25 protein-coding genes and 2 pseudogenes are annotated in these 22273 nt (G+C 69.8%); 9 read left to right on the top strand and 18 right to left on the bottom strand.

What is annotated here, in order from left to right; genetic code table 11:
* Nucleotides 1–40: 40 nt before the first annotated feature.
* Nucleotides 41–943 carry a menaquinone biosynthesis prenyltransferase MqnP gene (gene mqnP, locus ABZV31_RS09040; protein ID WP_355890199.1) on the bottom strand — a complete coding sequence of 301 codons (903 nt, stop codon included), beginning with the start codon at nucleotides 941–943 and terminating at the stop codon, nucleotides 41–43.
* Nucleotides 940–2397: a menaquinone biosynthesis decarboxylase gene (locus tag ABZV31_RS09035; RefSeq protein WP_355890196.1), complete on the bottom strand. Its 1458-nt coding sequence runs from the start codon at nucleotides 2395–2397 to the stop codon at nucleotides 940–942. Before ABZV31_RS09035 ends, mqnP begins: the two co-directional genes overlap by 4 nt.
* An 87-nt stretch (nucleotides 2398–2484) precedes the next feature.
* Here ABZV31_RS09035 and ABZV31_RS09030 point away from each other — a divergent pair, with 87 nt between their 5' ends.
* Both ABZV31_RS09030 and ABZV31_RS09025 read left to right on the top strand, forming a co-directional pair.
* Entirely contained in the window at nucleotides 2485–2877 is a 393-nt protein-coding gene (locus tag ABZV31_RS09030) for a PLD nuclease N-terminal domain-containing protein (protein ID WP_355890193.1), read from the top strand.
* Between the two features lie 2 nt (nucleotides 2878–2879).
* Nucleotides 2880–3611 (top strand): LysR family transcriptional regulator, encoded by a 732-nt coding sequence (locus tag ABZV31_RS09025; protein WP_355890191.1) that lies wholly within the window; start codon nucleotides 2880–2882, stop codon nucleotides 3609–3611.
* Nucleotides 3612–3748: 137 nt separating this feature from the next.
* On the opposite strand, the gene ABZV31_RS09020 is transcribed toward ABZV31_RS09025, so the two are convergent.
* On the bottom strand, nucleotides 3749–4165 hold the full coding sequence (locus tag ABZV31_RS09020; RefSeq protein WP_355890188.1) for a hypothetical protein: 417 nt from the start codon (nucleotides 4163–4165) through the stop codon (nucleotides 3749–3751).
* Nucleotides 4166–4435: 270 nt separating this feature from the next.
* On the opposite strand from ABZV31_RS09020, the gene ABZV31_RS09015 reads away from it, so the two are divergent.
* Complete coding sequence (locus tag ABZV31_RS09015; RefSeq protein WP_355890186.1) at nucleotides 4436–5275, top strand: MerR family transcriptional regulator; 840 nt, start codon at nucleotides 4436–4438, stop codon at nucleotides 5273–5275.
* Here the strand turns inward: ABZV31_RS09015 and ABZV31_RS09010 are convergent.
* Nucleotides 5214–5981 (bottom strand): CDP-alcohol phosphatidyltransferase family protein, encoded by a 768-nt coding sequence (locus ABZV31_RS09010; RefSeq protein WP_355890183.1) that lies wholly within the window; start codon nucleotides 5979–5981, stop codon nucleotides 5214–5216. The genes ABZV31_RS09015 and ABZV31_RS09010 overlap by 62 nt on opposite strands.
* 140 nt (nucleotides 5982–6121) lie before the next feature.
* On the opposite strand from ABZV31_RS09010, the gene ABZV31_RS09005 reads away from it, so the two are divergent.
* Nucleotides 6122–6571, top strand: coding sequence for a nucleoside deaminase (locus ABZV31_RS09005; protein WP_355890180.1), 450 nt, complete (start codon nucleotides 6122–6124; stop codon nucleotides 6569–6571).
* Nucleotides 6564–7541 (top strand): 2-oxoglutarate and iron-dependent oxygenase domain-containing protein, encoded by a 978-nt coding sequence (locus ABZV31_RS09000; RefSeq protein WP_355890178.1) that lies wholly within the window; start codon nucleotides 6564–6566, stop codon nucleotides 7539–7541. The genes ABZV31_RS09005 and ABZV31_RS09000 overlap by 8 nt, the downstream gene beginning before the upstream one ends.
* Nucleotides 7542–7544: 3 nt before the next feature.
* Here ABZV31_RS09000 and ABZV31_RS08995 read toward each other — a convergent pair whose 3' ends face one another.
* The 9 genes and pseudogenes from ABZV31_RS08995 to hemL form a co-directional block, all read right to left on the bottom strand.
* On the bottom strand, nucleotides 7545–7949 hold the full coding sequence (locus ABZV31_RS08995; protein ID WP_355890175.1) for an SRPBCC domain-containing protein: 405 nt from the start codon (nucleotides 7947–7949) through the stop codon (nucleotides 7545–7547).
* A gap of 113 nt (nucleotides 7950–8062) precedes the next feature.
* Nucleotides 8063–8176: pseudogene (locus ABZV31_RS08990) on the bottom strand (RNA polymerase subunit sigma-70); the annotation flags it as partial.
* A gap of 79 nt (nucleotides 8177–8255) precedes the next feature.
* Nucleotides 8256–9356 (bottom strand): c-type cytochrome biogenesis protein CcsB, encoded by a 1101-nt coding sequence (ccsB, locus tag ABZV31_RS08985; RefSeq protein WP_355890172.1) that lies wholly within the window; start codon nucleotides 9354–9356, stop codon nucleotides 8256–8258.
* Nucleotides 9353–11155 (bottom strand): cytochrome c biogenesis protein ResB, encoded by a 1803-nt coding sequence (locus ABZV31_RS08980; RefSeq protein ID WP_355890169.1) that lies wholly within the window; start codon nucleotides 11153–11155, stop codon nucleotides 9353–9355. The genes ccsB and ABZV31_RS08980 overlap by 4 nt, the downstream gene beginning before the upstream one ends.
* Before the next feature lie 3 nt (nucleotides 11156–11158).
* Entirely contained in the window at nucleotides 11159–11932 is a 774-nt protein-coding gene (locus tag ABZV31_RS08975) for a cytochrome c biogenesis protein CcdA (protein ID WP_355890166.1), read from the bottom strand.
* 1 nt (nucleotide 11933) lies between these two features.
* Nucleotides 11934–12599, bottom strand: a complete 666-nt coding sequence (locus ABZV31_RS08970; protein WP_355890163.1) for a TlpA disulfide reductase family protein — start codon at nucleotides 12597–12599, stop codon at nucleotides 11934–11936.
* 67 nt (nucleotides 12600–12666) lie between these two features.
* Nucleotides 12667–13947, bottom strand: a complete 1281-nt coding sequence (locus ABZV31_RS08965; protein ID WP_355890160.1) for a polysaccharide deacetylase family protein — start codon at nucleotides 13945–13947, stop codon at nucleotides 12667–12669.
* 238 nt (nucleotides 13948–14185) lie between these two features.
* The gene (locus ABZV31_RS08960) at nucleotides 14186–14878 is read right to left on the bottom strand and encodes a histidine phosphatase family protein (RefSeq protein WP_355891183.1); all 693 of its coding nucleotides are present in this window, start codon (nucleotides 14876–14878) and stop codon (nucleotides 14186–14188) included.
* A gap of 44 nt (nucleotides 14879–14922) precedes the next feature.
* On the bottom strand, nucleotides 14923–16242 hold the full coding sequence (gene hemL, locus ABZV31_RS08955; protein WP_355890157.1) for a glutamate-1-semialdehyde 2,1-aminomutase: 1320 nt from the start codon (nucleotides 16240–16242) through the stop codon (nucleotides 14923–14925).
* Between the two features lie 428 nt (nucleotides 16243–16670).
* Between hemL and ABZV31_RS08950 the strand changes: the two genes are divergently transcribed.
* Nucleotides 16671–17297, top strand: a complete 627-nt coding sequence (locus ABZV31_RS08950; RefSeq protein WP_355890154.1) for a hypothetical protein — start codon at nucleotides 16671–16673, stop codon at nucleotides 17295–17297.
* 154 nt (nucleotides 17298–17451) lie between these two features.
* On the opposite strand, the gene ABZV31_RS08945 is transcribed toward ABZV31_RS08950, so the two are convergent.
* The 3 genes and pseudogenes from ABZV31_RS08945 to ABZV31_RS08935 form a co-directional block, all read right to left on the bottom strand.
* Nucleotides 17452–17763, bottom strand: a complete 312-nt coding sequence (locus ABZV31_RS08945) for a DUF6087 family protein (protein WP_355890151.1) — start codon at nucleotides 17761–17763, stop codon at nucleotides 17452–17454.
* Nucleotides 17764–18019: 256 nt separating this feature from the next.
* Nucleotides 18020–18478 (bottom strand): ArsI/CadI family heavy metal resistance metalloenzyme, encoded by a 459-nt coding sequence (locus ABZV31_RS08940; RefSeq protein ID WP_355890148.1) that lies wholly within the window; start codon nucleotides 18476–18478, stop codon nucleotides 18020–18022.
* A gap of 208 nt (nucleotides 18479–18686) precedes the next feature.
* Nucleotides 18687–18857: pseudogene (locus ABZV31_RS08935) on the bottom strand (FAD-dependent oxidoreductase); the annotation flags it as partial.
* Between the two features lie 226 nt (nucleotides 18858–19083).
* Between ABZV31_RS08935 and ABZV31_RS08930 the strand changes: the two are divergent.
* Both ABZV31_RS08930 and ABZV31_RS08925 read left to right on the top strand, forming a co-directional pair.
* Complete coding sequence (locus ABZV31_RS08930; RefSeq protein ID WP_355890145.1) at nucleotides 19084–19461, top strand: metalloregulator ArsR/SmtB family transcription factor; 378 nt, start codon at nucleotides 19084–19086, stop codon at nucleotides 19459–19461.
* A gap of 41 nt (nucleotides 19462–19502) precedes the next feature.
* On the top strand, nucleotides 19503–20018 hold the full coding sequence (locus ABZV31_RS08925) for an N-acetyltransferase family protein (RefSeq protein WP_355890143.1): 516 nt from the start codon (nucleotides 19503–19505) through the stop codon (nucleotides 20016–20018).
* Nucleotides 20019–20245: 227 nt separating this feature from the next.
* Here the strand turns inward: ABZV31_RS08925 and ABZV31_RS08920 are convergent, their stop codons facing one another.
* Nucleotides 20246–21046 (bottom strand): MIP/aquaporin family protein, encoded by an 801-nt coding sequence (locus tag ABZV31_RS08920; RefSeq protein WP_355891180.1) that lies wholly within the window; start codon nucleotides 21044–21046, stop codon nucleotides 20246–20248.
* Between the two features lie 47 nt (nucleotides 21047–21093).
* Nucleotides 21094–21408, bottom strand: a complete 315-nt coding sequence (locus ABZV31_RS08915) for a metalloregulator ArsR/SmtB family transcription factor (RefSeq protein WP_355890140.1) — start codon at nucleotides 21406–21408, stop codon at nucleotides 21094–21096.
* A 122-nt stretch (nucleotides 21409–21530) separates the two neighbouring features.
* On the opposite strand from ABZV31_RS08915, the gene ABZV31_RS08910 reads away from it, so the two are divergent.
* Nucleotides 21531–21950 (top strand): arsenate reductase ArsC, encoded by a 420-nt coding sequence (locus ABZV31_RS08910; RefSeq protein WP_355890137.1) that lies wholly within the window; start codon nucleotides 21531–21533, stop codon nucleotides 21948–21950.
* The last annotated feature ends 323 nt before the right edge of the window (nucleotides 21951–22273 follow it).

The raw sequence follows: 22273 nt of genomic DNA, 5'->3' as shown, positions 1-22273 counted from the left end.
AGCCTATCCGCCGGCGCTCATAATCCGGACCGTGAGGGTTTCAGACGGTCAGCCCGCGCACCAGCAGATCCAGCAGCGCGCACACGAACAGGGCGATGCCGATGAAACCGTTGACGCTGAAGAAGGCCCGGTTGAGCCGGGACAGGTCGTGCGGGCGGACGATGGTGTGCTCGTAGACGAACGCGCCCGCGACGATCACCAGACCCAGCCAGAAGAACGGGCCGGCGCCGGTGAGGACGGCGTACCAGACGAAGAGGGCCGTGGTCACCAAGTGGCAGCCGCGGGCGCCCCAGATCGCGGCCGGGATGCCGAACCGGGCCGGGACCGACATGACGCCGATCTCGCGGTCGGTCTCGACGTCCTGGCAGGCGTAGATCAGGTCGAAGCCGCCGATCCAGATGCCGACGGCGAGGCCGAGGATCACCGCCTTCCAGTTCCAGGAGCCGGAGATCGCCAGCCAGCCGCCGATCGGGCCCATCGCCTGGGCCAGACCGAGGATGGCCTGCGGGAAGTTCGTGAACCGCTTGCCGTAGGGGTAGACCACCATCGGGATCACCGCGATGGGGGCCAGCGCCAGGCACAGCGGGTTGAGCAGGGCGGCGGCGGCCAGGAACACGACGAGGGCGATCAGGGCGCCGGTCCAGGCATGCCGCACCGACATCGCGCCGGTCACGAGCTCGCGCTGCGCCGTCCTGGGGTTACGGGCGTCGATCTCCCGGTCGATGATCCGGTTGACGGCCATCGCGAACGTGCGCAGACCCACCATCGCCATCGTGACGAGCAGCAGCCGGCCCCAGTGGATGTTCTTGTCCCACTGGTACATCGCGGTCAGCGAGGCGATGTACGCGAAGGGCAGCGCGAACACCGAGTGCTCGATCATCACGAGGCGGAGGAAGGCTTTGGTGCGCCCCGGCTGCGGGATCGCGGCGGAAGCGGAACTCACAGGCCGTACTCCTTCCAGCGACGGTCCACCAGGGCCGCCGTCTCCGGGTCGGACACCACCATGTCGGGCCAGCCGCCGTCGCGCGTGTAGCCCTCCTCGGGCCACTTCTTCGTCGCGTCGATCCCCGCCTTTCCGCCCCAGAACTGCTGGTAGGAGGCGTGGTCGAGGTGGTCGACGGGACCTTCGACGACCGTGAGGTCGCGGGCGTAGTCCGTGTTGCCCAGGGCCCGCCAGGCGACCTCGTGCAGATCGTGGACGTCGCAGTCGGCGTCGACGACCACGATCAGCTTCGTCAGGGACATCATGTGTGCCCCCCAGATCGCGTGCATCACCTTCTGGGCGTGCTTGGGGTACTTCTTGTCGATCGAGACGATCGCGCAGTTGTGGAAACCGCCTGCCTCCGGCAGGTGGTAGTCCACGATGTCCGGCACGATGATCTTCAGCAGCGGGAGGAAGAAACGCTCCGTTGCACGGCCGAGGGGTCCGTCCTCCGTCGGAGGGCGGCCTACGACGATCGACTGCAGCAGGGGTCGCTTCCGCATCGTCACGCAGTCGATCGTCAGCGCGGGGAAGGGCTCCTGCGGGGTGTAGAAGCCGGTGTGGTCGCCGAACGGCCCCTCGGGCAGCATCTCGCCGGGCTCCAGCCAGCCCTCCAGGACGACTTCGGCGTTGGCGGGCACCTGGAGCGGGACCGTCTTGCAGTCGACCATCTCGATCCGCTTGCCGGCGATGAACCCGGCGAACAGGTACTCGTCGATGTCGCCGGGGAGCGGGGCGGTGGAGGCGTACGTCACGGCGGGCGGACACCCGAAGGCGACGGCGACCGGGAGCCGCTCCCCCCTCCTCGCCGCCACCTGGTAGTGGTTCCGGCTGTCCTTGTGGATCTGCCAGTGCATGCCGATCGTGCGCCTGTCGTGGCGCTGGAGGCGGTACAGCCCGAGGTTGCGGATCCCGGTCTCGGGGTCCTTGGTGTGCGTGAGCCCGAGATTGAAGAAGGATCCGCCGTCCTTGGGCCAGGTGAAGAGTGCCGGGAGCCGGTCGAGGTCGACGTCGTCGCCGTGCAGGACGACCTCGTGCACGGGCGCGTTGTCGGACTTCACCTTCTTCGGCGGGACGTGCGTCATCGCGCCGAGCTTCCCGAAGGCCTCGCGCACCCCGACGAACCCGTGCGGCAGTTCGGGCTTCAGCAGGCCGGCGATCTTGTCGGAGATCTCGCCGTACGACTTCAGGCCGAGGGCCTTCAGCAGCCGCCGGTCGGTCCCGAAGACGTTCATGGCGAGCGGCATGGCGGAGCCCCGCACGTTCTCGAAGAGCAGCGCGGGACCACCGGACTTCTGCACCCGGTCGACGATCTCCCCGACCTCCAGATACGGGTCGACCTCGGCCTTGATGCGTTTGAGGTCGCCCTCGCGCTCCAGCGCCCTGAGCAGGGAGCGAAGATCGTCGTAAGCCATGTGTCCCAGTATCGGCCACCCGCTACTCTGGCCCGGTCACCGGGGCCGTCTCACGCCCGTCGCCGTCTCATGGGGGATCGCACGACCATGCTCAGGTATCTGCCCTTCCTGCTGGTCCTGGCGCTGTGGATCTACGCCTTCGTCGACTGTCTGAACACCCCCGAGGAGGAGGTCCGCGCACTGCCGAAGGTGGGCTGGGTGCTCGTCATCCTGCTCTTCGGCGAGGTGCTCGTGGGCCCGATCGCCTGGCTGCTGGCCGGCAGGGTGCGCCACGCCCCCGCGAACGGTTCGACACCCTCGGAGTGGCACCGGAACCACAGCACCACCTGGGTCGCCCCCGACGACAACCCCGAGTTCCTCAAGTCCCTGAAGGAAGCGAACAAGAGGGACGAGGCCCTGCTCAAGGACTGGGAGGCCGACCTGCGGCGCCGGGAGGAGGAACTGCGGCGCCGGGAGCGGGGCGAGGACGCCAAGGACTGACGATGCAGCTCCGGCTGCTCGTCACCTTCGAGAAGGTCGCCACCGTTCTGAGCCTCACTCAGGCCGCGGCCGAACTGAGGTACGCGCAGTCCAGCGTCACCGCCCAGGTCCGCGCCCTGGAGTCCTCCCTCGACACGGAGTTGTTCGACCGGCTGGGCAGCCGCATCCGGCTGACGGAGGCGGGCGAACGGCTGCTGCCCTACGCCCGGCAGATCATCGAGCTGACCGAGGAGGCGCGCACGGCGGTCGCCGGGACCGAGGAGCCGTCCGGCACGCTGACCGTCGGCACGATGGAGTCGCTGACGTCCTACCGCCTGCCACCGCTGCTGGAGTTCTTCCACCACCGCTATCCCAAGGTGCGGCTGTCCCTGCGCACCACCATCGGCGACGAGACCCGGCAGGCGCTGCGGCAGGGGACGTACGACGTCGGTTTCCTGATGGAGGAGGAGACCGAGCACACCGGGCTGGAGAGCGAGGTGCTGGCGGTGGAGCCGCTGGCGCTGGTGGCGTCGCCGGGACATCCGCCGGCCGGGAAACCGGTCGCCACGGCCGATCTCGTCGGGAAGTCCCTGCTGGCCACCGAACCGGGCTGCGCCTACCGGGACTTGTTCGAGCGGGAGCTCAAGTCCGTTTCCCCTGCGGATTCTCCCGTGGACTTCATGCAGTTCGGCACGATCGAGGCACCAAGCGCGCGGCGGCGGCCGGCCTCGGGATCTCGCTGCTGCCCGAGGTGACGGTCGCCGCGGAACTCGCGGTGGGCTCTCTCGTACGGCTGCCGTGGCAGCCGCCGTTCACGCTTCGCACGCAGTTGGCGGGGCGTTCTGCCGATGGGGTCATCGGTGTCGCCGACGGGAACAGGGACGGAGGTCTCTCACTCGCCGTAGTCGATCTCGAAGCGGGTCAGGTCCATCTCGTCCAGGAGGGACTCCAGGGTTCGGCCCGACATCTGCGCGTTGCGTTCGATTTCCACCGCGGCGTAGGCGGTGAGGCACATGACGAGGATGCGCAGGCCCTCCGTGCCGTACTTTTCGAGGACCTCGTCGGAGACGGCCATGGCCTCCTGGGGGATGCGTTCCTCGGGGTAGGCGCCGACCACCCGGCGCAGGAGGGTCATCGAGATCCGGACGATGTCCGGGGCCATGACCCCGAGTCGCCCATCCTCGTCCTCCCGGTTCTCGTCCTCCCGGTTCTCGTCCTCCCGGTTCTCGTCCTCCCGGTTCTCGTCCTCCCGGTTCTCGTCCTCCCGGTTCTCGTCCCTGGCCCCGTCCTTGCCCTCGTCCCCGTCCATGTCCCGCACCTTCCCCTTCCTCTCCCGCCTCCCCGGACCGTACGCGATCAGCCCGCTCTCGTACGGACTCCCGCAGAAAGACCCCCGTACAGAAGGACTCCGCCTCCGCCACCTGCTCCGGCGTGCCCTCCGCCACCAGCGTCCCGCCGGCCGCCCCGCCCTCGGGGCCCCAGCGCCTCGTCGACCGTCGCCTCCAGCACGTATCGGTTGAGACTTTTGACGAACGGTTGGGCGGGATCGCCTCGCGGTGGGCGCGTAACGTTCACATCGATGACGAACGACGACCGCCTCCGTCCCGTCGACCTCGCCCGGCTGGCCGGGGTCTCGACGCAGCAGATCCGCAACTACGAGGAGGCGGGCGTCCTGCCTCCGGCCGCGCGCACGGCGTCCGGCTACCGCACCTTCCGAGACGTGCACCGGCGGGCACTGCTGACGCACCGGACGCTGGCGAAGGGGTACGGGCCGGCGACGGCCACGCGGATCATGCGGACCGTGCACGACGGGCACACCGCGGGCGCGCTCGCCCTCGTGGACGCCGCGCACGCCGCCCTGCACGCAGAGCGCACCGCCCTCCGGGCGACGAGCGAGGCCCTTGGGATGCTGACCGGTGAGCCGCCCTCGCGGCTGCCCCGCTCCGGCCTGAGCATCGGCGATGTGGCCGCGCTGCTCGGCGTCCGGACGTCCACGCTCAGGGTGTGGGAGGCGGCCGGGCTGCTCGCACCCCGGCGGGAGAAGGGCACCCGGTACCGGACGTACGGCCCGGCGGACGTGCGCGACGCCCGGCTGATCCACACCCTGCGCCGCAGCCACTACCTGCTCGACCAGATCCGCCCGGTTCTTCAGGGCCTGCACCGCGAGGGCAGCAGCGAGGCCCTGCGGGCGGCGATCGAGGCCCGCGGCCGGGCGCTGACGGCACGGACGCGGGCGATGCTGGAGGGCGCGGGGCGGCTCCACGACTACCTGGAGGTCTGCGACCACCTCGACGTCCGCGACAGCCGCGACGGCCGCGACTGCCTTGACGGCCTCGACGCGCCCGGCGCCGCCGGCCTCAGCGCAGCCGGGACGACGACAGGATCGACAGCAGGTGGGCCGGGACCATCACCCACGTGATGACGGCGAGGGCGGCGAGCACCCAGCGCGTCACCTCGACGCCCCCGGTGACCGTGTCCCCGACCGCCGCCGCCAGCAGCACGAGGGACGCCTCGATGCCGTTCGTCACGCGGTGGATTTTGAACGCGGCGGCGAGGCGGCGCACGGTGGCCACACCTTGCGAGCGCGGCCGGGTCGACTCGTCGTCGGCGACACCCAGCCCGCGCCGGGCCCTGGCCACGTCCACCAGGTCGGTCGAGGCCTTCAGCAGGACGACCCCGAGCGCGGTCGCCACACCGAGCGACACCCAGCCGCCGAACCCGGACTGGGCCGCGCGGAAGCCGGCGCCCGCCATCAGCGCCGCGTCCGCCAGGTAGGCGCCGAGCCGGTCGACGTAGATGCCCGCGGCACTGTTCTGGCCCTTCCAGCGGGCGACCTCGCCGTCCACGCAGTCGAAGAGGAGGAAGAGCTGGAAGAGAACCGCGGCCAGGACGGCACCCGTCAGCCCCGGGATCAGCAGCGCGGCCCCGGCGGCGACCCCGCACACCACCATGGTCCAGGTCAGCTGGTCCGGGGTGACCGGGGTGCGCACCAGCTGCCGGGTCACCCGCAGGGAGATCTTCCGCATGTACAGCCGGCCCGCCCAGTGCTCGCCGTTGCGGCTCGCCAGCTTCGCCTGCGGCTGACAGACCTCCCGAAGCTCCTCCAGCACCGGAGCAGCACCCATGACCGTTCCTCCCACCCGGGACCCAACTGCCGCACGTGCGGCGATGATCGGGCCAGGGTACCGAGTGGGTTCCGCGGGATTTTCTCAGGCCACCGGCCACGAGCGTTGCCCCGGTCCGTGGACGGAAGCAGAGTGAGGGCATGGATCGGGCACAGGCACGCGCATGGCTGGCCACCGCCGTGGCCGAGGCCCGCGCCGGGCTCGCCGAGGGCGGCATCCCCGTCGGGGCCGCACTCTACGGAGCCGACGGCGCCCTCCTCGGCCGCGGGCACAACCGCCGCGTCCAGGACGACGACCCGTCCCTGCACGCGGAGACGGCCGCGTTCCGCGCGGCGGGACGACAGCGTTCGTACCGTGGTACGACGATGGTGACCACCCTCTCGCCGTGCTGGTACTGCAGCGGCCTGGTCCGCCAGTTCGGCATCTCCCGGGTGGTCGTCGGCGAGGCGACCACCTTCCACGGCGGCCACGACTGGCTGGCGGAGCACGGCGTGGAGATCGTCCTCCTGGACGACCCGCAATGCGTCGAGCTGATGCGGGACTTCGTCGAGAACCATCCCGACCTGTGGAAGGAGGACATCGGTGCGTGAACCGCGTATCCCGACCGTCGACCTGCGCCCCTGGCTCTCCGGCGACACCGAGCTACGCCGGGAGATCGCCCGTACCGTCGACGAGGCCCTGCAGAGAGCCGGGTTCCTGCTGGTCACCGGGCACGGTGTGGAGGCGGGGCTGCGGTCCCGGATCCGGGAGGTCGCGCGTGCGTTCTTCACGCTGCCGGTGTCGGCCAAGGAGCGGTACGAGGCGAAGGTCGGCGGGCGGGGGTGGCTCGGGCCGGGGGCGGAGGCCAACGGGTATGCGGAGGGGACGAAGACGCCTCCGGACCTGAAGGAGTCGCTGACGTTCGCGACGCAGGAGCCGTTCGACGATGCGGCCGTCGACGCGGAGTGGTACGCGCCGAACGTGTGGCCCGCGGAGGTGCCCGAGCTGAAGCCGCTGTGCCAGGCGTACCTGGGGCGAATGGCCGAGCTGGAGAACCGGCTGCTGTCCCTGCTGGGCGCCGCCCTCGGGCTCCAACCCGACTTCTTCACGCGGCACATGGAGCACCCGACGTACGGCTTCAACATCAACTGGTACCCGGGGACCGAGGTGATCGGCGAGCCGGCGCCGGGGCAGTTCCGGATCGGGCCGCACACCGACTTCGGGACGGTGACGATCCTGGACCGGCAGGCCGGGAAGGGCGGGCTGCAGGTGTACACGGACCCCGCGGACGGAGGCGTCGGGTGGGAGGACGCCCCGTACGACCCGGAGGCGTTCACCGTCAACATCGGTGACCTGATGGCCCGGTGGACCGGCGACCGCTGGCGGTCGGGACGGCACCGGGTGCTGCCGCCGCCCGCGGACGCGCCGGCCGAGGAGCTGATGTCGCTGGTGTACTTCGGGGAGTGCACCCCGGGCACACTCGTGGAGTCGGTGCCGGCGCCGGTGGGGCGGGTGGCCTACGAGCCGGTCGACTCGCACGTGTACCTGCGGCAGAAGCTGGACTCGATCACCGTCGGGTGAGGGCTACCTCCCGTCGCCCAGCTGCTCGATCATATGTTCGAATAGGGCCCGCCAGTCGGGCTCCGACTCCTCCTCGCCCTGGAACTCGCGGGTGAAGCGGAGCGTGCAGCCCTCCTCGCCGTCGCGCTCCAGGTGGAAGCGGATGCGGCCGGCGCCCTCCAGGGTGTACTCGGCGACCCGGTCCACGTCCCATGCGGTGATCCGGCCGCTGCCGAGGTCGCGCAGGGTGACCGCGCCGCCGAGCCGGGGCTCCAGTTCGTCGGCGGCGGTGAACCAGCCCGCGAGCCCTTCCGGGGTGGCCAGCGCCGGCCAGACCTTCTCCATGGGCTGGGGAAGCCGCACCAGGAAGTGGAGGATGTGCGTGTTCCCGTGGGTCTGGCTGGTGCCCTGTTCGATGGATCCGGTCATGACACCAGCCTGACCCGTGGCGCAGGGTTCCGCACGTGGTTACGGGCGCTCTCCGGCCCTGTCGACGACGGCACGGCGACGACGGCGCGGCGACGACGGCGCGGCGGAGAACGGAGCAGCCAGGGCCTGAGCGAGCCGCCCTCCTCGTCGACCTTCCGGTGCAGCCGCCAGGCGTCGAGGAAGGTCAGCGAGACGACCTCCTCGGCGGTCGTCCACTCCCCCGTCAGCTCCCCCGTCAGCCTGTCGTACGACGAAGGCCGGTTCCCGTGACCTGCATCACAGGAACCGGCCTTCGCCGCACGGGACTTACACGCCCGCGTAGGAGTGCTTGCCGCCCACGAAGATGTTCACGCCGTAGTAGTTGAACAGCCAGCAGCCGAAGGCGACGAGCGCGATGTAGGCCGCCTTGCGGCCCTTCCAGCCGACCGTGGAGCGCGCGTGCAGGTAGCAGGCGTAGGCGACCCAGGTGATGAACGCCCAGGTCTCCTTGGGGTCCCAGCCCCAGTAGCGGCCCCAGGCCGACTCGGCCCAGATGGCGCCCGCGATGATCGTGAACGTCCAGAGCGGGAACACGGCGGCGTTCACGCGGTAGGCGAACTTGTCGAGGGACGCCGAGGCGGGCAGCCGCTCCAGGACGGAGGTGGCGAAGCGGCCGGGCTGTCCGCCGCCGGCGAGCTTGTTCTCGTAGGAGTCCTTGAACAGGTACAGCAGCGTGCCGACCGCGCCGACGTAGAAGACCGCGCCACAGACGATCGCGGTGGAGACGTGGATGTACAGCCAGTACGAGTGCAGAGCGGGGACGAGCTGGTCGCTGGCCGTGTACAGGACGGTGACCGCCAGGCCGAGGTCGAGCAGGACCGTGGTGGTGAGGAAGAGGCCGAGCCAGCGCACGTTCTTCTTCAGCGCGAGCAGCGTGACGTACACGCCCACGGCGACCGTGGAGAACGTGATGTTGAACTCGTACATGTTGCCCCACGGCGCCCGCTCCACGGAGGCCGCGCGGGCGAAGACGCCGCCCAGCTCGACGAGGAACGCGAGCACGGTGAGGGACACGGCGATCCGGCCGTACAGGTCGCCCTGCTCGTCGCCGCCGTGCGCGCCGGGCCCGTCGGGCACGTCACGGGCGCCCGCCGCGGACCGTACGACGACCTTGGGCCGCTCCAGGACGGCGGTACCCCCCGCCGTCTTCACCGTGACGGCCGGCGTCTTCGCGGTCGCGTCGGCCTGCGCGGTGAGCGCGGCGGCCGTGCGGGCGACCTTGCTGCGGCTGCCGAAGAGCCATTCGGCGATGTACGCGAAGAAGGCCAGGGTGTAGACGGCCATCGCGGAGTAGATCAGCGTGTTGCTGATGTTCGCGAGGTGTTCGTTGGTCGCCGTGGCGAGCTCGGTTGCGGCGGCGAGAGTCACTTCTTCTCAGCCCCTTCAGCGGGTACGGGGGTGTCGGCGCCCGTTTCCTTTTCAGGGTCGGCGTCGGGAACAGTCTCGTCGGTCTTGGTGGGCGCCGCGTCGTGCACCAGCGCGGCCAGGGCGCCGAGTTCCTCGGGGAGCTTCGCGGACTCGCTGCGGCCCAGGCCCGCCATCTCGACGACCGTCACGCCGTCGGCGCCCTGGACGGCCCGCACCCAGATGCGGCGGCGCTGGATGAACAGGGATGCGGCCAGGCCGAAGATCGCGGCGATCGCGCCGGTCAGCGCCCAGCCGGTGCCGGGCTGCTGGACGATCTGGAAGCCTGCCCACTCCTTGATGTCCTTGTCGAAGGTGATCGAGCCGGCGCCGCCCGGCAGCTTCATGGTCTCGCCGGGCAGCAGGCGGGCCTTGAGGATCTGGCCCTTGGCGTCCTTGAACTGCTTCAGGTTCCGGTTCTGGGTGTCCAGCTGGTAGACGTTCTGCGGGATGCCCGCGTCGACGCCCAGATCGCCGTGGTACGCGCTCAGCGCGAGCACCGGGTAGTCCAGCGCCGGGAACTGGGAGAACATCGTGCCCTTGCCGGCTCCGGCGAAGGTCGGCACGAAGAACGCGGCGAAGCCGAGCTGCTCGGACTTGCCCTGGGCGTTCCTGTAGCCGTCCAGGACCTTGATGGCGCCCTGCGAGGTGACGTTGGAGTCGATGGGCAGCAGCGGCACGGCCTGGTGGAAGACGACGTTGCCCCTGCCGTCCCGGACGGTGACCGTGGGGGCGTAGCCGTGGCTGACGAGGTAGACCTTCGCGTCGCCGATCTTCAGCGGCTCGTTGACCTTGACGGTGGTCTTCTTCTCCTTGCCATAGGCGCCCACGCTGTAGGTGATGTCCGCCTGGAAGGTGCGCGGGGTGCCCTTGTTCGGGCCGGTCCGCTCGTAGGTGGCGGTGAACTTCTTCAGGTCGAAACTGAACGGTTCCAGTTGGTCGGCGTCGAAGAGGTTGCCGGACTTGAAGTCGTCATAGGAGATGAGCGTGTTGGAGAAGCCGTCGCCCTCGACGACCAGCTTGTTTCCCTCGGTCTTGTACAGCTGGCCCCAGGCGAAGGCGACCAGCATCACGATCAGCGCGAGGTGGAAGACGAGGTTGCCGGCCTCCCGCAGGTAGCCCTTCTCGGCGGCGACGGCGTCACCGGCGACATGAGCCCGGAAGCGGCGCTGCTTGAGGACCTTCAGCGCGGTCGCGCGGACCTCCTCGGGGGAGGCCGCGGTGCGCCAGGACGCGTACGCGGGCAGCCGGGTCAGCCGCTTGGGGGCGCCCGGCGGGCGGCTGCGCAGCTGGCCGACGAACTGCCAGGTGCGCGGGACGATGCAGCCGATGAGGGAGACGAACAGCAGGATGTAGATCGCGGAGAACCACACCGAGCTGTAGACGTGGAACAAGCCGAGCTTGTCGTAGATCGGCCCCAGCGTCTTGTGGGAGTCCTTGAACTCCTGGACCTTCAGCGCGTCGGTGCCGGTCTGCGGGATCAGCGAGCCGGGCACGGCGCCGAGGGAGAGCAGGAACAGCAGCAGCAGCGCGACTCGCATGGAGGTCAGCTGGCGCCAGAACCAGCGGGCCCAGCCGATGGTCTCGCGACCGGTCCAGGCGAGCCAGCCCTTGAGGCCGGGAGCGCGGTTGCCGCCGAACGAGCCGGGGACGGCCGTCTCGACGGGAGCGGTGGACAGCTGGGAGCCGGCGGCCCCCAGGTCCTGGTCCTCACCTGGGGACGGAGTGGCCGGGGTCTCGTCGGTGGTCGTGGTCTTGCTCATCGATCAGATCCCCACAGTGAAGCCGTCGGACCAGGTCTGCATCTCCTGCACCAGGTGGTCCCAGGCGCCGGTCAGCAGCAGCACACCGGTCACGATCATCATGGTGCCGCCGATGCGCATCACCCAGACATAGTGGCGCTTGACCCAGCCGAACGCGCCGAGGGCCTTGCGGAAGGCGACCGCGGCGAGCACGAACGGCACGCCGAGGCCGAGGCAGTAGGCAACCGTCAGTATGGCCCCGCGGCCCGCGCTCGCCTGGCTGGAGGACAGAGCCAGCACGGAGGAAAGGGTCGGGCCGATGCACGGCGTCCAACCGATACCGAACAGCGCGCCGAGAACGGGGGCGCCGACCAGGCCGGTGGCCGGCCGCTTGTGGAAGCGGAACTCGCGCTGGGTGAGCCAGGGCATCAGGCCCATGAAAAAGACGCCCATGAGGATCATGAGCACGCCCAGCACCTTGGACAGGGTGTCCTTGTGCTCCTGCAGCGTCTGCCCGAAGTACCCGAACAGCGCCCCACCGGAGACGAACACGACGGTGAAGCCGAGCACGAACAGGGAGGCGCCGGTCACCATCCGCCCGCGCCGCGCCTCCGCCAGGTCGGTGCCGGTGACCCCGGTCACATACGAAAGGTATCCGGGGACCAGCGGCAGGACGCACGGGGAGAAGAACGAGACGAGACCGCCGAGTACGGCCACCGGAAGGGCGAGCAGCAGGGCCCCGTTGAGGACCGTCTGGTTCGGATCGGCGACCGCGGCGAGCGTGGACACTCCGGTCACGTCACTTCTCCGTGAGGACTGGAGCGATCATCTTGCGCAGCTTCTCCTCGCTGAGCGGGGACAGCGAGCGGGCGGCGATCTTCCCGTCCCGGTCGAGGACAAGAGTGGAGGGGATGGTCTGCGGGTTGAGTGTGCCCTTCTTGAAGCGGAGCATCAGCTTGCCCGTCGGGTCGAACAGGCTGGGGTAGGTGACGCCCTGCTGCTTCTCGAAGGCGATCGCGGGAGCGGTGTTGCTGTCGCGGGTGTTGATCCCGACGAACTGCACGCCCTGACCCTTGAGACTCTGGTAGACCCTCTCGAACCCCGGGGCCTCGGCGCGGCATGGCGGGCACCAGGAGCCCCACACGTTGAGGACGACGACCTTGCCCTTGTAGTCGGCGACGTCCAACTGCTTGCCGTCGACGGTCTTGCCGGACAGGTCGGGGGCGGCGGCCCGCTTCCCCTTGCCGACGGTGGCGATGCCGTCCTTGCCCATGATGAAGTTGGTGTTGCCCCCTCCGCCGGATGTGCCTCCTGAGCCGCACGCGGACAGGGCGAGTGCCGCGACGGCGGTCCCGGCGGCGAGCAGGGCGGCGCGGCTACGGGCGCGGGGCGTGCGCGTGCGGTGCGCAGGGGTCGTGCGGTTCGACCCGTTCGAGCACTGGGGGGCGCGGCTGGCGGCACTCATGTGAAAAGTTTCGCATGCCCGTTCTGGGGATCTTGCGCACCCCCCCTCGCGGTCGGAAAACCGCATTTCAGGCTGCGCTCTGCGAGCCCTTCGCACTCTGGGCGCCGGCATCCTTGAGGAACTCCTTCCAGCCACCCGCAGGCTGCTGTCCGACCTCGAGAGTGCGCAGCTTGGCGAGCACTTGCGGCTTCTGCACGTCGATCCAGTCGACGAACTGCCGGAAGGAGACCAGGCGCACGTCCGCACCCTTCTCCTTCTCCCGCGCGATGTACTTGAAGGCCTCCTCGACGGCGTCCATGTAGATGCCGCCGTTCCACTGCTCGAAGTGGTTGCCTATGAAGAAGGGTGCCCTGTTTGTCTCGTATGCCCGCTTGAAGCCCTGGATGTAGGCCTGGGCGGCCTGCCGGCGCCAGCCCGGGTAGTTGTAGGCCGGGGCCTTGGTGGAGTTCACCGACTGGTTGGCGAGCATGTTGTAGTCCATCGAAAGGACCTCGAAACTGCGTCCGGGGAAAGGTATCTGCTGCAGCGGCAGGTCCCAGATCCCCTGCTTCTTCTGGGGCCACACCTGGCGGCCGCCGGGCGAGGAGGCGTCGTAGCGCCAGCCGAGCTCGCGGGCGGCGGGCAGCAGGTTGTTCTGACCGAGCAGGCAGGGGGTGCGGCCGCCGACGAGCTCCTTGTCGTAGTCGAAGGGCAGCGACGGCAGGTCGGTCCAGCCGGTGTTGGTCCGCCACTGCTTCACGAAGGACTTCGCCTGCTCGATCTCACTGCGCCACTGCTGGGGAGTCCAGTTGCCGACCGTGCCGTGGCCGGAGCAGAAGTGGCCGTTGAAGTGGGTGCCGATCTCGTGGCCCTCGAGCCAGGCGCGGCGGACGTTGGCGAGCGTGGACTTGATGTGCTCGTCGGTGAGGTAGCCGATGTCGGAGGCGCCGCGCGGGTTGTTCGGCGGGTTGTACAGGCGCTTCTTCGACTCGGGCAGCAGGTACAGCCCCGAGAGGAAGAAGGTCATGTGCGCGCCGTGCTCCTTGGCGAGATCCAGGAAGCGCGGGAACAGGCCGTTGCCGACCTCGCCGGCCCCGTCCCAGGAGAAGACGACGAACTGCGGCGGGGTCTGGCCCGGCTCCAGCGGCACCGGCTTGGCAGGCTGGTACGGCTGCTTGCCCGTGAACGACGTCGAACCGTCCCCGATGGGGCGGGCGGGGTGCTCCGTACCGCGCGAACGCCCTTTTCCGGAACCGCCGGGGTGGGTCGGGCCGTCCGAAGACTTGAGGGTGCCGCAGCCCGCAAGCCCGACGGCGGCCGCGGTGCCCGCGCCGAGGCCGAGTATTCCCCTTCGGGAGAAGGTGCGCATGAGATCCCCGATCCGTCACGTCCTCTGGTGGTCACCCACTCAGAGGGCGTGACGAACGCGGAGGTTCCGCGGCCCGTTACGCGTTTCGCAACAAACGTTACGAACGTGCCATTACGTGTCGAAGGCCTTGCCCTGTCTTTACGCGTATCTGCGCGCATGACTTACGCGTATCTGGGCGCATGACTTACGCGTATCTGGGCGCATGACTTACGCGTCTCTACGCACGACTTACGCGTCGCTACGCGCCGAACGCCTTGCCCTTCCCCTTCACCGGCTTGGCGCCCGCGAGGAGATGGGCCGGGACCAGGTCGCGGGCCGGCTCGGTGTAGCCGACGGAGACGATCCGGTCGCCCTGGTACGTGAACGTCGTCAGCGACGCGAGCGTGCACTGCCGCTTGCGCGGGTCGTGCCACAGCCGCCGCCGCTCGACGTAGGAACGCACGATCCAGATCGGCAACTGGTGGCTGACGAGCACGGCTTCGTGGCCGCGCGCCCGGTCCTTCGCCGCGTTGAGCGCGCCCATCATGCGCACGACCTGGTCGACATACGGCTCGCCCCACGACGGCCTGAACGGGTTCACGAGGTACTTCCAGTTGGCGGGCTTGCGCAGCGCGCCGTCCCCGACACCGAACGTCTTGCCCTGGAAGATGTTCTCGGCCTCGATCAGCCGCTCGTCGGTGGCGAGGTCCAGCCCGTGCGCCTTGGCGATCGGCGTCGCCGTCTCCTGCGCCCGCTCCAGCGGGGAGGCGGCGACGTAGGTGATGTCACGGGGGGCGAGGTGCTCGGCGACCCGCTCGGCCATCTGCCGGCCGAGCTCGGAGAGGTGGTAGCCCGGCAGACGGCCGTAGAGGATGCCGTCCGGGTTGGCGACCTCGCCGTGCCGCACGAGGTGGACGACGGTGATGTCCTTGTCGTTCACGGAGTTGTCCATGGAGTTCACGGAGTTGTCCACGGGGTTGTTCACGGAGGAGTCGCTCATGCCGCCGTCGCCTCCGCCGCCGCCCGGGCCGCCGCCGGAAGAGCGTCGGCGATCCGCTGGAGGGCCTGCTCGTCGTGCGCGGTGGAGACGAACCAGGACTCGAAGGACGACGGCGGCAGGTAGACGCCGTTCGCCAGCATCGCGTGGAAGAAGGCGGTGAAGCGGTACGACTCCTGCGCCTTGGCGTCGTCGTAGTTGCGCACCGGGCGGTCGGTGAAGAACACCGAGAACATGTTGGAGGCGTTCTGCAGCGTGTGCGCGACGCCCTCCTTGGTGAGGGCCTCGGAGACCAGTACCTGGATCTGCTGCGACACGGCGTTGACCTTGTCGTACGCGGCATCGTCGAGGAGGCGCAGCTGGGCGAGCCCGGCGGCCGTGGCGACCGGGTTCCCGGAGAGGGTGCCGGCCTGGTAGACGGGACCGGCCGGCGCGAGGTGCGCCATGACGTCGGCGCGCCCGCCGAAGGCCGCGGCCGGGAAGCCGCCGCCCATCACCTTGCCGAAGGTCATCAGGTCGGGCCTGACCCCGTCGACGCCGTACCAGCCGGCGCGGCTGGTGCGGAAGCCGGTCATGACCTCGTCGGAGATGTACAGGGCGCCGTTCTCGGCACAGGCGTTCTTCAGCCCCTGGTTGAAGCCGGGCAGCGGCGGCACCACGCCCATGTTGCCGGGCGAGGCCTCGGTGATCACGCAGGCGATCTCGCCGGGATGGGCGGCGAAGGCGGCACGCACCGCGTCGAGGTCGTTGTACGGCAGGACGATCGTGTCGCCGGCCTGGGCGCCGGTCACGCCCGGGGTGTCGGGCAGCGCGAAGGTGGCCACGCCCGAGCCGGCCGCGGCGAGCAGGGCGTCGACGTGCCCGTGGTAACACCCGGCGAACTTGATCACCTTGGTGCGGCCGGTGTACCCGCGCGCCAGCCGGATCGCGGACATGGTGGCCTCGGTCCCGCTGGAGACGAGCCGGACCTGCTCCAGGGGCTCGACCCGGTTCACCATCTCCTCGGCGAGCGCGACCTCGCCCTCGCCGGGCGTACCGAAGGACGTACCGTGCGCGACCGCCTCCTGCACGGCGGCGATCACCTCGGGGTGCGCGTGCCCGAGGATCATGGGGCCCCAGGAACACACGAGGTCGACGTACTCCCGCCCGTCGGCGTCCTTCAGGTACGGACCGCTGCCGGACACCATGAACCGGGGTGTGCCGCCCACGGCACGGAAGGCACGCACCGGCGAGTTCACGCCGCCGGGCGTGACGGCCGCCGCACGGTCGAACAGCGCCTGCGAGACGGGGGCTTCGTATGGATATGGCAGTTCGCTCATGACCTGCGACTTCTCCGACTTCTCGGAATCCGGTGGGCAGTGACCTCCTCAGGGTAGGCCAGCGGGAGCGGCGGACCGGGGGCGGCGGTCGGGCGGTGCAGCGCCGTGGCGACGGCCCGCGGAGAGCCACCACGGCTGGCACCCCTCGGAGAGTCATGACGGCCCGCGGAGATCAGTGACGGGCGGTGAAGATCCATGACCACTCGGCCACGGACCCGCGCAACGAGCGGCTTTGTCCCCGCCCATCTGCGAAACTGGACTCCGCGTACGTATAGACATGGCGAAAGGTCGTGTCGAGGGCCGCGAAGATCCTGCGGACGGATGTTCCACCGCACGTTTCGGCGGGCGGCCGTGGGGGAGGTCACTGACACGATGATCGGGTTGCGCGGCGGGGGCCACGCGTCCTAGAACAGCAGTCGGGTGGAGATATGCATCGCGGTGGCGGACTGGGCGAGGGGACTGATGACCTGGGTCCTCGACGTGCCCGGCGGGGAAGGCACCGGCGCGACGCGGAGGAAACGACCGAAGCACGTCAGGCACACGGTGTACCGAGTGAGTCCGAGCGTCTCGACCGACGGGTCGACCGACTCCGGGCGGGGAGCAGGAATGGTGGTCGGGTGGGGGTGACGTACAAATACTTCGGCGCGCCGGACGGCGCGACCGCGGCCCGCGTCCCGATCTCGATGCGCCCCGAGGAACTCGGCGGCGACGAACTCGGCATGAACGGCATGTTCACCAAGATCAAGCCGGAGACGATGGCCGCGATGGTGCTGACCGGCATCGAGGGCGTGCCCCTGCACAAGGTGCCGCCCCTGGAGCTCGTCGTCCTGCACCCCGACTACGCGGTCGTGAAGCTCCCCATGACCGTCGTCGACCCCCTCCGCGACATCGGCGAGGAAGCGGTCGGCGCAGCAGCCTTCATCTGGTCGACGGTCCCGGACCGGGGTGGCCCGCGGGACGCGTTCAACGTGTACCAGCTGCTGCACGAGTGGCAGGACTTCAGCCATCGGTTGCATGAGGCGGGGCATCAGCCGTATTGCCTGGTGTGGCCCTGACCTGGGGTTTCTTGCGGATTGGGCGGGGTTTTCGGGCCCCGCCCTCGTCATGGGCCGGTGAAGGCGTCGTCGAGCGCCTTGCGGATGCGGGTCTCGCTCGTGGTGCAGTTCCGGCAAGGGACGACAGCTGACCGAAAGCCGGGCACTTCCACAGTCAGCGCTGATCCGCTCCGGGCGTCCGGGGCTTGCGGTGCCTTCCGGTGCCGGGGCCGAGCGGCTTCGGCACTGGGCCGGGGGTCGGTGGCTCGTTGGCCTCGGGGTACAGGATGCGTTTTGCCTCGGCCAGGTTGGCGGCGAAGCCGTGGGGTTCCCAGGTGTGACCGTTCCAGCGTTCGATGGCGCGTGGTGCTTCCGGGTTGAGATGTGAGCCTTTGGGGCCGTTGCCGGAGACGACCGGGACGGCGCGGAGGCGGCCGATCTTCGCGTCGCGGCGTTCGGCCCACTCCGACAGCGGTTCATCGTCCATCCCGGCGGGTCCTTACATCGGTGGTGGTTGTGGTCAGGAGGGTAGTGGCCACTGAGGTGGGGCGCAGCTCGTCGCCCACCTGATGGCTCAGCCCGTACGGCCGGCGGCCGCCTGGCCGAGGACGGAGGGCCCATCGTTGCGGGTTACTGCGTCCGTAGGCGGTGTCCAGCCGTACCCGGACAGGGAGGCACGAGGCCGTGACCGGTCCCCCGTTCCGGTCACGGCCTCGCTGGTGTGGAGGCTGGTCATGGGCGGATCAGCAGCAGCCGCCCCCTGCGGCCGGTTCCTTCGCGTCGGCATCGGCCGGGCTGGTACAGCAGGTGCTGCCCGGCTGCTTGGCCAGGGTGTCGGCGTCCGCCCTGACGACGTACACCTCCCACGGTTCCTGGCCGGGGCCGTGGACCCAGACCTTGTCCTGGAGGGCGTAGCAACAGGTGGTGTTGTTCTCCTCCGTCGTGGCCAGGCCCGCCTCGCTCAGGCGCGTGGTGGCGGCGTGGACGGCCTCGGACGTCTCGACCTCGACACCGAGGTGGTCCATGCGGGTTGCCTCGCCTGCGGTGCCTTCGATCAGGACGAGCTTGAGCGGGGGTTCGGCGATGGCGAAGTTGGCGTAGCCGTCGCGGAGTTTGGCGGGTTCGGTGTCGAACAGCTTGCTGTAGAAGGCGATGGACGCGTTGAGGTCCGGGACGCGGAGAGCGAGTTGTACGCGGGCCATGGCGTACCTCCTGCTGAAAGGGACGGGTTGACGGTCAGCAGCCGCCGGAGGGCGCCGGGGCGCCGATTCCGATCTGCAGGGTGGCCGGGGCACCGCAGCAGCCGCCGCCTGTGCTGCCCTGGGCGGTGTCGGGCTCGTCGAACAGGCCCGCGCCGCCGCACACGCCGGTTTCCGGCAGGGTCAGCTCTACACGCTCGGCGGCCTCCCCGGAGAACAGCCGGACGTGCGCCCAGTCGCGTACGGCGGTACCGGCGGACGGTCCGGCTTCCAGGACCAGCGGTTCGAGGCCGCGCTCGACGAGGTGAGCGGCGGCGGCCAGCCCGATCGGGCCGGCGCCGATGACGACGACGGGCAGCCGGCCGGTGTCGGGCGCGTTCACGAAGTTCCCCTTTGCTTCGACGTTCGTCGATGGCTTGCGCGGCCAGCATGACACCTGATTCGATAACCGTCAACATAGACGTTCACCGAATAGACATTCGTCGAACTCCCTGCGCGGAGTGGCCCGCGACGCCGTCCGGTCCGCGCGGCGCATCGCCGCCCACCTCTCCCAAACCTGAGCCGGTCGACCCTCGCCCTACTGGATCGACGTATGTCAACATAGACGCATGTCGAATACGAAGGTGCTGCCACTGCTGGAACCCGCCGGCGGTCAGGCTGCAGCGCCGTGCTGCCCGCCGCTCACCGAGCGTCCGTTCACCGCCGAGGAGGCCGAGACGGCCGCGCGGATGTTCAAGGCGCTGGGCGATCCGGTACGGCTGCGGCTGTTCTCCGCGGTGGCCTCGCACGAGGGCGGCGAGGCGTGCGTGTGCGACATCTCCGACGTCGGCGTCTCCCAGCCGACCGTCTCCCACCACCTGAAGAAGCTCAAGGAGGCCGGTCTGCTGACCTCCGAGCGGCGCGGCACCTGGGTCTACTACCGCGTCGATCCGGCCGTGCTGGCCGCGATGGCCAAGCTGCTGACCATAGCGCCGGCCGCGGCCTGACCACGACCAGGAACCGACCAGGAACCAGGGGGTACGCCACCATGTCCGGCCCGATCACCGCGTCGAGCGTGACCATCGCGCCAATGACCGCCGAGCACGCCGACGAGGTCCTGGCGATCTACCAGGCAGGCATCGATGAAGGCAACGCCACCTTCGAGACGACAGCGCCGACCTGGCAGGCGTTCGACGCCGCGAAGCTGCCCGAGCACCGCTTCGCCGCCCTCGACGCGGACGGATCGGTGCTCGGCTGGGTCGCCGCCACCAAGGTCTCCGACCGCTGCGCCTACGCGGGAGTCGTGGAGCACTCCGTGTACGTCCACCCCGGCGCCCGGGGCCGGGGGGTGGCCTCCGCGCTGCTCAAGGCGCTCATCGAGTCCACCGAGGCGGCCGGGATCTGGACCATCCAGTCCGGGATCTTCCCGGAGAACACCGCCAGCCTCGCCCTGCACCAACGGGCCGGGTTCCGCATCATCGGCGACCGCGAGCGCATCGGCCGCCACCACGGCCGCTGGCGCGACGTCGCCCTCGTCGAACGGCGCAGCCCCGACATCAACTGACGGCAATTTCGGCTCACCGAGCTGTACCGGCCACCGGATCCGCACCTCCGCCGCCCTCATCGGCGCCGGCCGCCCCGCCCGCGAGACCGTGCGCGAGATCAGCGGCCTTGTTGCGGCCGGAACGGCGTAACGGCGGCGGGAGAATCGTGCCTTCCTCCAGTGCCCGGCACACGCGACGTGCTGAAGACTGCCGGCCGTGACCACGACCCCCGCCGTCCGCCGACGGCTCATGCTCGGCACCCTCGCTGGGCAGCTCCACAAGCGGCCGGCTGCTCTTCGACTGCTCGGCCCGGCAGGAAGATGAGCGCCACCAGCGCCAGCCCGACCACGGCACCGACGATCTGCATGCCGATGAACGCCGGGACCGAGCCGGGCGCGATGCCCGCGAAGGTGTCGGTGAAGGCACGGCCGATCGTCACCGCGGGGTTGGCGAAGGACGTGGAGGAGGTGAACCAGTACGCGGCGCCGATGTAGGAGGCCACCGCGATGGGAGCGAAGCGCAGCCGGTCGGTGCGGGCCAGGCCGAAGATCAGCAGAATCAGACCGGCCGTCGCGACGACCTCGCCGAGCAGCAGGTGCCCGGCCGAGCGGTCGTGGGTGGACCACTTCACCAGCGGCTCGCCGAACATCGCATCGGCCAGCACCGCGCCCGCGATCGCGCCGACGATCTGCGCAGGGACGTACACGGTCGCCTCGCTCAGGGTGACACCGGCGCCGCCGCGGCGGGCGGTCCACCACTCGGCGAGCGTGACGGCGGGGTTGAAGTGCGCGCCGGAGACCGGGCCGAGCAGGGTGATCAGGACACCGAGGCCGAAGACGGTGGCCAGGGAGTTGGCCAGCAGCTGCAGGCCGATGTCCTGAGTCAGTTCGGTGGCCTGAATGCCGGATCCCACCACGACGGCCACCAGAGCCGCGGTGCCGACGAACTCGGCGGCGGCGCGGGCGACCAGCGGCGTACGAGGTGGGGTCGCCCCGGGAGCGGGTTTGGGCTCGGCGGCGGCCAGGGCGGACTGTGCCGCCTCGTGCATAGCGGTCAACGAACACTCCTCGGTGCAGTCGCGTCGGGCGATGGGGATCAGGGGCAGGACCGCTTGACGTTGTTCTCGGCGGTGGCGCGCGCGGTCTCCGCCAGCTCGGCGAACTGGCCCGCGAGGGAGGCGACGACGTCGGGCTTGAGCCGGTAGTAGGTGAACCGGCCGCACGGCTCGGTCTCCACCACGCCCGCTTCGCGCAGCACCTTCAGGTGGTTGGAGAGGTTGGTCTGCTTGGCACCCGTCTCCTCGATCAGGTGCGTGGTGCAGAGCGTCTCTTGGGCGAGCAGGGTCACGATCCGGAGCCTGAGCGGGTCCGCCAGAACCCGGATCAGATCAGTGTCGACTGACGTCAGCATGGACTGATACTCTCACATCATTCCAGGCTGATACCAGCCTGGGCTGATCTTTGGGACCCGCACCCCAACGAGCCGTTGGGCCCACAACCCGAAGGGGGTCCCCCTTCACGAAGGAAGAACCGATGCCCTCCAGCCCGCTCGCCTCCGTGCTGTTCGTCTGCGTCCACAACGCCGGGCGCTCGCAGATGGCCGCCGGATTCCTCAGCCACCTCGCGGGCGACCGGATCGAGGTCCGCTCCGCCGGGTCGCTGCCCGCCGAACAAGTCAACCCGGCCGCGGTCGAGGCGATGAAGGAGGTCGGCATCGACATCGCCGACCAGAGGCCCAAGGTCCTGACCACCGAGGCGGTCCAGGCGTCCGACTACGTCATCACCATGGGCTGCGGCGACGCGTGCCCCGTCTTCCCGGGCAGGAAGTACCTCGACTGGCAGCTGGAGGACCCGGCCGGCAAGGGTGTCGAGGCCGTCCGCCCGATCCGCGACGAGATCAGGACCCGCATCGAGAAGCTGATCGCCGAGATCGACGACAAGCCGGAGGCGTGACCCCGCTTCCCACTCCGCCACACGCGAGGTCGTCGCCATCGACTCCGGTCCCGCCGGGTGCGCCGACGCCCTCCACACCGCCCGCGCCGAAAGCCGGACCTCGAGCCGCTCGTCTTCGGCGGCGCCCAACTGGCGGTTGAATCAGGTGGGTTCACTCACGCTGCGCAGAACCCCGAGCACGCCGTCACACTCCCTGACGCCGAATCCCACTCCGATCCTTGCGTACAGGGCGGGTTCAAGGAGTCGTCGCAACACTGCCTGTCAGTGAGCATAGATGCTCGTTGAAAGCCTCGGTGGGAGTTCGCCAGCCGAGGGTCTTGCGG

Source organism: Streptomyces sp. NPDC005202, assembly GCF_040608235.1.
Taxonomy (GTDB): domain Bacteria; phylum Actinomycetota; class Actinomycetes; order Streptomycetales; family Streptomycetaceae; genus Streptomyces.
The sequence above is the reverse complement of the archived record's forward strand: the minus strand, read 5'-3'. Positions and strand labels throughout refer to the sequence as shown.